Origin of the sequence: Mycobacterium sp., from assembly GCF_035570115.1 — a bacterium.
Classification (GTDB): domain Bacteria; phylum Actinomycetota; class Actinomycetes; order Mycobacteriales; family Mycobacteriaceae; genus Mycobacterium.
On record NZ_DATMLH010000314.1, the window covers coordinates 1 to 7997 of the forward strand.

A 7997-nucleotide genomic window follows, 5' to 3' on the forward strand; every position below is an offset into this window, starting at 1 on the left:
CATCAGCGCTTGTTGACCAAATATCTGCTCCAACGTAAAGTCCGCCTTGGCCACAGTCGATAAGGGACCGCCTAGAACAGTGGATTTCTCATACCCGGCGGAATTGGAACAGTTCCGCTCCGAACTGCGCGACTGGCTGTCCGCGAATCTGACCGACGACCTGATCGCTAATCGGCGGCCTTCCGGCAACGACGCCGCGATATTCGAGAAGCTGCGCGCGTGGAATCGCACGATGGCCGATGCCGGCTGGGCGGCCGTGTCCTGGCCACGCGAATATGGCGGCCGCGGCGCGACGGTGCTCGAGCAGCTGGTATACACCGAGGAGACCACGCGTGCGCGGACGCCGTTGCCGCTCAACGTTATTGGCATGAACAACATTGCGCCGGCCATCATGCAATACGGCACCGAGGCTCAGAAGACGACACTGCTCCCCCGCATGATGCGCGCCGATGACATCTGGTGCCAGGGAATGTCAGAGCCCGAAGCCGGGTCCGATCTCGCCGCGCTGCGCACGAGGGCGGTGCGCGATGGCGAAAACTTCGTTATTAACGGTCAGAAGATCTGGACCTCGCTCGGTCATCGGGCGCAGTGGTGCCAACTGTATGTTCGCACCGATCCAGATGCCCCGAAGCACAAGGGAATCTCCTGTCTGATCGTCGACATGAGACTCCCGGGCATCGAGGTGCGTCCACTCGTCACGCTCAACGGCGAAAAGGACTTCGCCGAGGTCTTCTTCCATGACGTGCGGGTACCGGCCGATTCGTTGCTCGGCCCGTTGAACGCGGGTTGGCGGGTGGCCACCACCACGCTCAGCCACGAACGCGCCGGCGCCGCGCGGCTGTACGCGGAAATGCAGGTACGGTTAGAGGACCTGGTGGGTGACATCGCCGCCGCGCAGGGCACGGACGCGGACAGCGCCCTCAAAGACCCCGTGACACTACGGCGTCTCGGCGAAATCGCGCTTCGCATCAAGTATCTCGAGGTGCTTTGCCAGCGATCGATTTCGGCGACATTGCATGGCGGAGATCCGTTTGGATCCGCCAGCCTCGCCAAGACCCTGTGGGGTGAGATCGGCCAAGAGCTTGCTGCCCTGGCCTTCGACGTGCTGGGCACCCACGGCAGCAACGCCCCGTGGGCAAACTACCGCCTGACGTCGCGGTCGCTGACGATCGCAGGCGGCACCACCCAGATCAACAAGAACATCACCGCACAGCGGGTACTCGGACTGCCGCGCTCATGAATCTCGAACTGTCCGACGAGCAGGTCGCGCTGCGCGACACCACGCGACGCTTTCTGGCCGAAAAAGCATCGATAGCGGGCCACGTGCGCCCGCTTCTCGATGATCCGACTGGTACCACCGAAGACGTCTGGCGCGGACTTGCCGAGCTCGGGGCGACAGGGCTCCTGGTTCCGGAGGACTGCGGCGGCGCCGGCATGACGATGGTCGAGGCCGGCGTGGTCGCCGAGGAGCTTGGCGCCGCTCTGCATCCGGGACCGTGGCTGTCGAGCGCCGTTGCCGCGGCGCGCACTTTGACCCGACTCGACGACGCCGATGGCGCTGCCGCCAAGCTTTTGACGGGCATCGCAGACGGCACCACGATCGCGGCCGTGACCTTCCTGGGCTCCGGGAACGCCTCCGTCGCGGCGGTCGGGCATGGCGGGGATGCCACCGACGTCGTGCTGGGGGGCGAGCTCGCCGGAGTGCCCGATGCCGCGGCCGCCGACACCTTACTCGTCCTCGCCGACGATGGAAGTGGCACAGCATTTTTCGCGGTCAAGACCGACTCATCGGGTATCTCGGCGACACCCGAGCGCGGTGTCGACCAGACCCGCAAGCAGTGGCGGGTCACGCTCTACGACACCCCCGCCCACCGGCTGGCCACACCATCACCGGAAGTCGTCGACGCGGTGATCGACGACGTGCTTATCGCCACGGCCGCCGACGCACTCGGTGCCGCGCGCGCCGTCATGCACCTCGCCATCGAATACGCCAAGCAGAGAAAGCAATTCGGCCAGGCCATCGGCTCGTTTCAGGCCGTCCAGCACCTGTGCGTCGATATGTTCGAGACGGTCGAGCTGGCGCGCAGCGGGGTGATCCATGCGTTGTGGGCCGCCGATAACGCCGACGCGGACGAGCGGCACCTGTCCGCCATACGGGCGAAGGCATTCGCAGGGCAGTTGGCCACCGTCGGCGATACCGCGATCCAGGTTTTCGGCGGCATCGGCTACACCTGGGAGCACGACGCGCACCTGTACCTCAAGCGTCTGCTCAGTTGGAGCTCATTCCTGGGAGGACCTGACCGCTATCTCACACAACTCGGTGCGGACCTCGTGAAAAGGACTCCAAGATGATCGATTTCAAGAATCAAGTCGTGATCGTCACGGGAGCCGGCCGGGGTCTGGGCCGGTTGTATGCGATGGAGCTGGCTCGTCGCGGCGCCTCGGTGGTCACCAACGATCTGGGCGGATCGATGCACGGCGAAGGCTCCGATGCCAGCGTTGCCGACGCGATCGTCGAGGAGATCGTGCGCGCGGGTGGTATCGCTGTCGCGTCGCACGATTCGGTGGACAGCCCGGAGGGCGGCGAGGCGATCGTCCGCACCGCGATCGACCGGTTCGGTCGCCTCGACGCGGTGGCGAGCAACGCCGGCATTTTCAACAGGGTGCCCTTCGACGAGCTGACGCCGGCCGACTGGCGGCGGATGCTGAGCGTGCACCTGGACGGCGGGTTCTACTTGAGCCAGCCGGCATACCGCGTGATGAAAGCAGCCGGTTACGGATGGTTCGTGTTCATCTCGTCCTCGGGAGGCATGTTCGGGCAGCCGCTCGAAGCCCGCTACGCGGCAGCGAAGGCGGGCCTCGTCGGGCTGGCCAACGTTATCGCGATTGAAGGTGGTCAGCACGGGATTCTCGCCAATACCGTTCTCCCGTTCGGCTTTTCGCGCATGGTTACTGAGACGGTCGGGGATCCCAAAGCGCTTGAGCAAACGGGATTCCTGAAGGTGATCCAGCCCGAGCTGGTCGTGCCGATCGTGGCGTTCCTGACCAGCCGGGCCTGCGATTCACCCATCACAACTACTCGGCCTGCGCCGGGCGCTTTTCGCGGGTCTTCGTCGGCCTCGGCGAAGGTTGGCTCGCCGAGCCGGGCACTAACCCGACGGCCGACGATGTCGCCGCGCATCTCGCGGAGGTCTCCGCCACCGAGCCGTTCACCGTCCCTGGGTCGATCTTCGAAGAAGTCTTCGCGGTCTGCGAAAGGCTCGGCGTGAACGTCTTTTCCCAATGAGCTGCCATGGACACTGAGCAACTGCTGACCGCGACGAGATCGGCGCGAAAGTCACTCGACCTAGGTGCGCGCGTCGATGTCGGTGACATCCGCGAATGCCTGCGCATCGCGCTGCAGGCGGCAAACGGCTCGAATGCGCAGTCCTGGCGGTGGCTGGTTGTCACCGATCCCGGTTTGCGGGAAAAGCTGGCCGGGCTCTACCGCGAGGCATATCTGCTGCGAGTCGGTGGGCAGATGCTTGCCGATCTGATGCCGGCCGGCACCCCGGAGAGCAGGCTTATGTCGTCCACTGAATGGCTGGTGGAGAACATGGCGCAGGTGCCGTTGCTGGTAATCCCTTGCTACCAGCCCTATCTGCCGCGCATCGACGGTGACGAATCCTTCTACCAGGCAACCCTGTACGGCTCGATCTTCCCGCCGGTATGGAACTTCCAGCTGGCGCTGCATACCCGCGGCTACGGGACCTGCATCACCACGCTGCACCTGCATCGCGAGAATGCCGTCCGAGAACTCCTGCAGATCCCGGAAGGCTACGCGCAGGGCTGTCTGCTTCCCGTCGGCCGCCTCCGCGCGGGTCATACCTTCCGACCCGCTCCCAGGCGCCCGCTCGAGGAGGTCGTTGCCGTCGACCGCTGGGACGGGCCGCCGCTGGGTGTGGAGGCGTAGTGGGGCTTCAGCAACCATCCGAGCCTGCAGCCGCACAAGGCACTGGCCGCCTAGACTTGCCCGATGCCGACTCGCTGGTCCGGTCTGGCCGACCCGGACGTTCTCGCATGACGTCGCGGGGACGAGGTGCTGCCAAGCGCATCCCAGACCTGGCCGACAACCGTGGAGGTGCCTACGACGACGGCACTCGTCGCACGGAAATCCTGCAAACCGCAGCGTCGTTGATCGCCTCTTCGGGCCTGCGTACCTCCCTGCAGGAAATCGCCGACGCGGCGGGCATTTTGCCGGGAAGCCTGTATCACCACTTCGAGTCGAAGGAGGCGATCCTCGTCGAGCTGGTCCGGCGGTATTACACCGACCTGGAACGCATCGGCGAGATCGCCCAGGAGCGACTGGACAAGCCCGACTCGCGGCCGGTCGCCGACGAGATTTTCGAGTTAGGTTCTGCGATCGCGCGCTGCGCGGTGCAGCATCGCGCAGCACTGCAGATGTCGTTCTATGAGGCGCCGAGCGCCAATCAGGAGCTCGTCGAACTCCTGCAAAAGCCGCCCACCGCTGTCCAGCAGGCGATGCTGCAGACGCTGCGCGCCGGCCGGTGGAGCGGCTACATCAGATCCGAGATCGACCTGCCGACGCTGGCCGACCGGATCTGCCAGACCATGATGCACGTCGGGCTTGACATCATCCGGCACAACGCCGCACCCGACCAGACCGCGGCAGTCTTGTGCCGGATCATGTTGCACGGTTTGGCCGCTCGACCGCCCAGTGACCGAGAATTGGATAGCTCACCCGCTTTCGCGGCCGCCGAAGCAGCAATCAAGACGTGGAGCGACGAAAACGAATCCGGTGCCAACGACAAAGCCGCCCATGTCCGTGCGGTGGCACGAGCCGAGTTCGGCCGAAAAGGTTACGAAGTCACCACGATCAGGGACATCGCCTCTGCGGCGGGACTGGGTACCGGGACCGTCTACCGACTGATCGGTTCGAAAGACGAACTGCTCGCCTCGATCATGGAGTCGTTCGGTCAGAAGGCCGGCGGTGGATTCGCCAGTGTTCTGCGCACCGATGCCACGCCAGTGGAGAAGCTGGACGCGCTGAGTTGGGTCAACATCAACGCGTTGGCTCAATTCCCGGACGAGTGGAAGATCCAACTCGCCTGGATGCGCCAATCGCCGCCCGACACGCCCAACCCGGGGCTGGCGTTCGCGATGCGACTACGACAACTGAGAGCACTGCTGTCGGAAGGGATTGACTCGGGCGACATCCGCATCCAGGACTCCCCCTCGCTGTCGATGCTGGCGCGCTACGTGATGGACATCATCTGGGTTCCGGAGAACATCGTGCGGGCTCAGGGCAAGCAGGCGGCGTTGGTCAACGCCCGCGACACCGTGCTGCGCGGCGCCGCAGACCGCGGCAGACGTAAGTAAGAGCCGCACTCGTGTACCAAACATCTGTTCCCCGTGAAGTGCACCGGAGCCTTTCCCGTAAAGTACACCGGAGCCTTTACTGCAGGCGTCCCGAGAGAGGATAGAAATGACTGGTATCGAGCAGTTCCGCTACGACGGCAAGCGGGCGTTGATAGTCGGAGGTGCCACCGGCATGGGCGCCGCGGCGGCCAAAATCGTCGGCGCGCTCGGAGCCGAGGTCATCAACCTGGACTACGCGCCGGTCGACTCCGGCCTCGGCCGCGGGATCCAGGTCGACCTTCGGGACCCGGCGTCGATCGACAGCGCGCTCGAGCAGCTTGGCGGACCCGTCGACGCCCTCTTCTCTGCCGCCGGCATCGCCGACGGTCCGGACCTGATGAAGATCAACTTCATCGGCCATCGGCACGTGATCGACCGACTGATGAGCAACGGCCAACTGAAACGCGGTTCGGCCATCTGCTTCATCTCCTCGGTGGCCGGTATCGGATGGGAAACCGATCTACCGCGGCTCCAGGAGTTCTTGGCGACGCCCGACTTCGAGTCGGCAGACGCCTGGGTCAAAGCCCACGAGGCGGACAACTTCGGCCATTACGGCACCAGCAAGCAGGCCATCAACGCCTACGTCGCCACGCACGCATTTCCGTTCCTGGCCAAGGGCGTGCGTATCAACGCGATCTGCCCCGGCCCGACCGACACCCCCCTAGCCCGGGCCAACGCTGATCTGTGGCTGACTTTCGCGCAGGACTACCGGGAGGCCACCGGCGCCCAGGTGCACACGCCAGAGCAGATGGGCAACGTGATGGCGTTTCTCAACAGTGACGCCGCCGCCGGTATCAACGGCGTCACCCTCCTTGTCGACTACGGGCATGTCAATTCGTCGAATACCGGAACGTTTGCCGCGGGTAAGCCGATCATCGACTTGCTGATGGGCCGGATCTCGCTCAGTTAGCCGGCCACGCACATTTACCCCCGAAGACGGCCTTACGGCTGGTAGAAAAAGGCGTGCGGCGCGAGCACGCGTGCAAGCGGCTGTCCGAATGGAGGTGCGCGGTGGGAGGCCGGTTCGTCACCGCGGCGGTGACCGTTACGGCGGTAGCGGCATCCTGCGCGGGATGCTTTAGTTCGGCAAAAGTGACGGAGCGAACCGCTCGAATCACTGTCGACAACAACACCCGCACCTCGCACGCCGTCACCTGCAATCAGGTGCAGTGGTTGTTGACCGCAAACATCGCCGCCGCGCCGGCAAATGTCCGCGTATTGCTCAAGCTCGATTCCGAAAAGCCGAAGCTGGAATCGGTCAATATCGACAATTTCGCGGGCTTCACCGGCGTCGCCGACGTCGGTGCCGGTGATGCGAAAGCCGTTTTCGCCAACGGCAGCTACACGATCACGGGCACGGCCGAAGGGTCTCAGCGCAACGATCCACGCGTCTCCGTTACGGCACCCTTCAAGATCGAGATGGGCTGCTAACGGCGCGAAACTGCGTGATCGCCGATACGGGAAACTGCGTGATCGCCGCGCCGACTTGGGCCAAGCCCGTCTCAAACGCTTGCGAGATCGTGGTCGGGTCCCGAGCAGGGCCTCCCGCGATCAGTCCGGACCGCCGTCGGCCGGTGGTTGGCCGTCGTGCCCGGGGGGTGAGTTTTTCAGCCACGTTCTCAGCCGAAGAAGGCTTTCGACGACGATCCCGATGGCCAAAAGGGCCAGTATCACCACAATCGCGGCGGTCACGTGTCAATGGTGACAGGTCGAAGTTCGGGTGCTCCCGACGACACCGCCAACTCCAGCAGGCAGAATTGGTAAGCATGTCCACCCCACCCAGCCAAGTGCTCCGCATGCGGGCGGTTGACCTCACTAACCGCCTCCCCGGCTACCTCTTCCGCGAGCACGGTGAAGGGGACAACGCCTGGAAGCGGGTCAAAACAAGGGTTGTCTGCGAGTCGAGCCCCCACGACGGCAGTCCCCTACCCCAAATGTGCACCGTGAAGTTCACCGACGGAACAGAGCGTTACTTCAACCCCGACGACCAGGTGGAAATCAGACCCTAACTGGATGAGTTTTTTCCGTCACCGCCGTTGGGTGGGGCACAAGAACATTCACGCGACGGGTTCCTGGCCACGCAAGTCGTAGGTTGGCCTGATCAACCGTGAAGACCCATCGGCTGAACCTCCAGACACCTGCCTGCTTCTGGTCACTGGCTACTAACCCGCAGCCCGCTACGCTGCGAAACTAGACCCGCTGCAGCTCGAAAAGCGGGATCACGCGCTTGGTCTTGGCTTGAGACTCGACGAACGCCGGCACCGCGGCGCTGACCTTGGGCAGGATCTGCTCGCGCTCGCCGGCCGATAACTCGTGGGCGGTGACGTCGAACGACTCGGCGCCGACCTCGACGTGCGCCCGCCGGTTGGCCCGCAGGTTGTGCACCCAGCCCGGGTGGAAATCGGCTCCGTGGAAGGACCCGAGGATTAACACCTTGCCGTCGATGCGCAGATAGACCAGCGGGCTGACGCGTGGCTGTCCGGATTTCGCGCCGGTCGTGGTAAGCAGCAACAAGGGGGCGCCCTCAAACTGGCCTCCGACTTTGCCGGCGTTAGCCCTGAAATCGTCGACGACTTCGG

At 64.3% G+C, this 7997-nt stretch carries 9 protein-coding genes and 1 pseudogene; 8 read left to right on the forward strand and 2 right to left on the reverse strand.

The genetic code is table 11. The features are described from left to right. Positions 1 to 79 precede the first annotated feature (79 nt). From VNW74_RS29350 to VNW74_RS29380, 7 genes and pseudogenes are all read left to right on the forward strand, one after another. Positions 80 to 1240 carry an acyl-CoA dehydrogenase family protein gene (locus VNW74_RS29350; protein WP_325683453.1) on the forward strand — a complete coding sequence of 387 codons (1161 nt, stop codon included), beginning with the start codon at positions 80 to 82 and terminating at the stop codon, positions 1238 to 1240. Next, positions 1237 to 2352: an acyl-CoA dehydrogenase family protein gene (locus tag VNW74_RS29355; RefSeq protein ID WP_325683455.1), complete on the forward strand. Its 1116-nt coding sequence runs from the start codon at positions 1237 to 1239 to the stop codon at positions 2350 to 2352. Before VNW74_RS29350 ends, VNW74_RS29355 begins: the two co-directional genes overlap by 4 nt. Further along, positions 2349 to 3286, forward strand: a pseudogene (locus VNW74_RS29360) (SDR family NAD(P)-dependent oxidoreductase). Before VNW74_RS29355 ends, VNW74_RS29360 begins: the two are co-directional and overlap by 4 nt. 6 nt (positions 3287 to 3292) lie before the next feature. After that, positions 3293 to 3952, forward strand: a complete 660-nt coding sequence (locus VNW74_RS29365) for a nitroreductase family protein (RefSeq protein WP_325683457.1) — start codon at positions 3293 to 3295, stop codon at positions 3950 to 3952. A gap of 107 nt (positions 3953 to 4059) precedes the next feature. Beyond that, positions 4060 to 5379: a TetR/AcrR family transcriptional regulator gene (locus VNW74_RS29370; RefSeq protein ID WP_325683459.1), complete on the forward strand. Its 1320-nt coding sequence runs from the start codon at positions 4060 to 4062 to the stop codon at positions 5377 to 5379. Positions 5380 to 5485: 106 nt separating this feature from the next. Continuing rightward, on the forward strand, positions 5486 to 6328 hold the full coding sequence (locus VNW74_RS29375; RefSeq protein WP_325683461.1) for an SDR family oxidoreductase: 843 nt from the start codon (positions 5486 to 5488) through the stop codon (positions 6326 to 6328). Between the two features lie 128 nt (positions 6329 to 6456). After that, positions 6457 to 6849 carry a lipoprotein LpqH gene (locus VNW74_RS29380; RefSeq protein WP_325683463.1) on the forward strand — a complete coding sequence of 131 codons (393 nt, stop codon included), beginning with the start codon at positions 6457 to 6459 and terminating at the stop codon, positions 6847 to 6849. Positions 6850 to 6969: 120 nt separating this feature from the next. Here the strand turns inward: VNW74_RS29380 and VNW74_RS29385 are convergent, their stop codons facing one another. Beyond that, complete coding sequence (locus VNW74_RS29385) at positions 6970 to 7110, reverse strand: hypothetical protein (RefSeq protein ID WP_325683465.1); 141 nt, start codon at positions 7108 to 7110, stop codon at positions 6970 to 6972. 74 nt (positions 7111 to 7184) lie between these two features. On the opposite strand from VNW74_RS29385, the gene VNW74_RS29390 reads away from it, so the two are divergent. Further along, positions 7185 to 7427: a hypothetical protein gene (locus VNW74_RS29390; protein ID WP_325683467.1), complete on the forward strand. Its 243-nt coding sequence runs from the start codon at positions 7185 to 7187 to the stop codon at positions 7425 to 7427. Positions 7428 to 7608: 181 nt separating this feature from the next. Here VNW74_RS29390 and VNW74_RS29395 read toward each other — a convergent pair. Next, positions 7609 to 7997: nitroreductase family deazaflavin-dependent oxidoreductase (locus VNW74_RS29395; RefSeq protein WP_325683469.1), on the reverse strand; the 389-nt coding region annotated here is incomplete at its 5' end.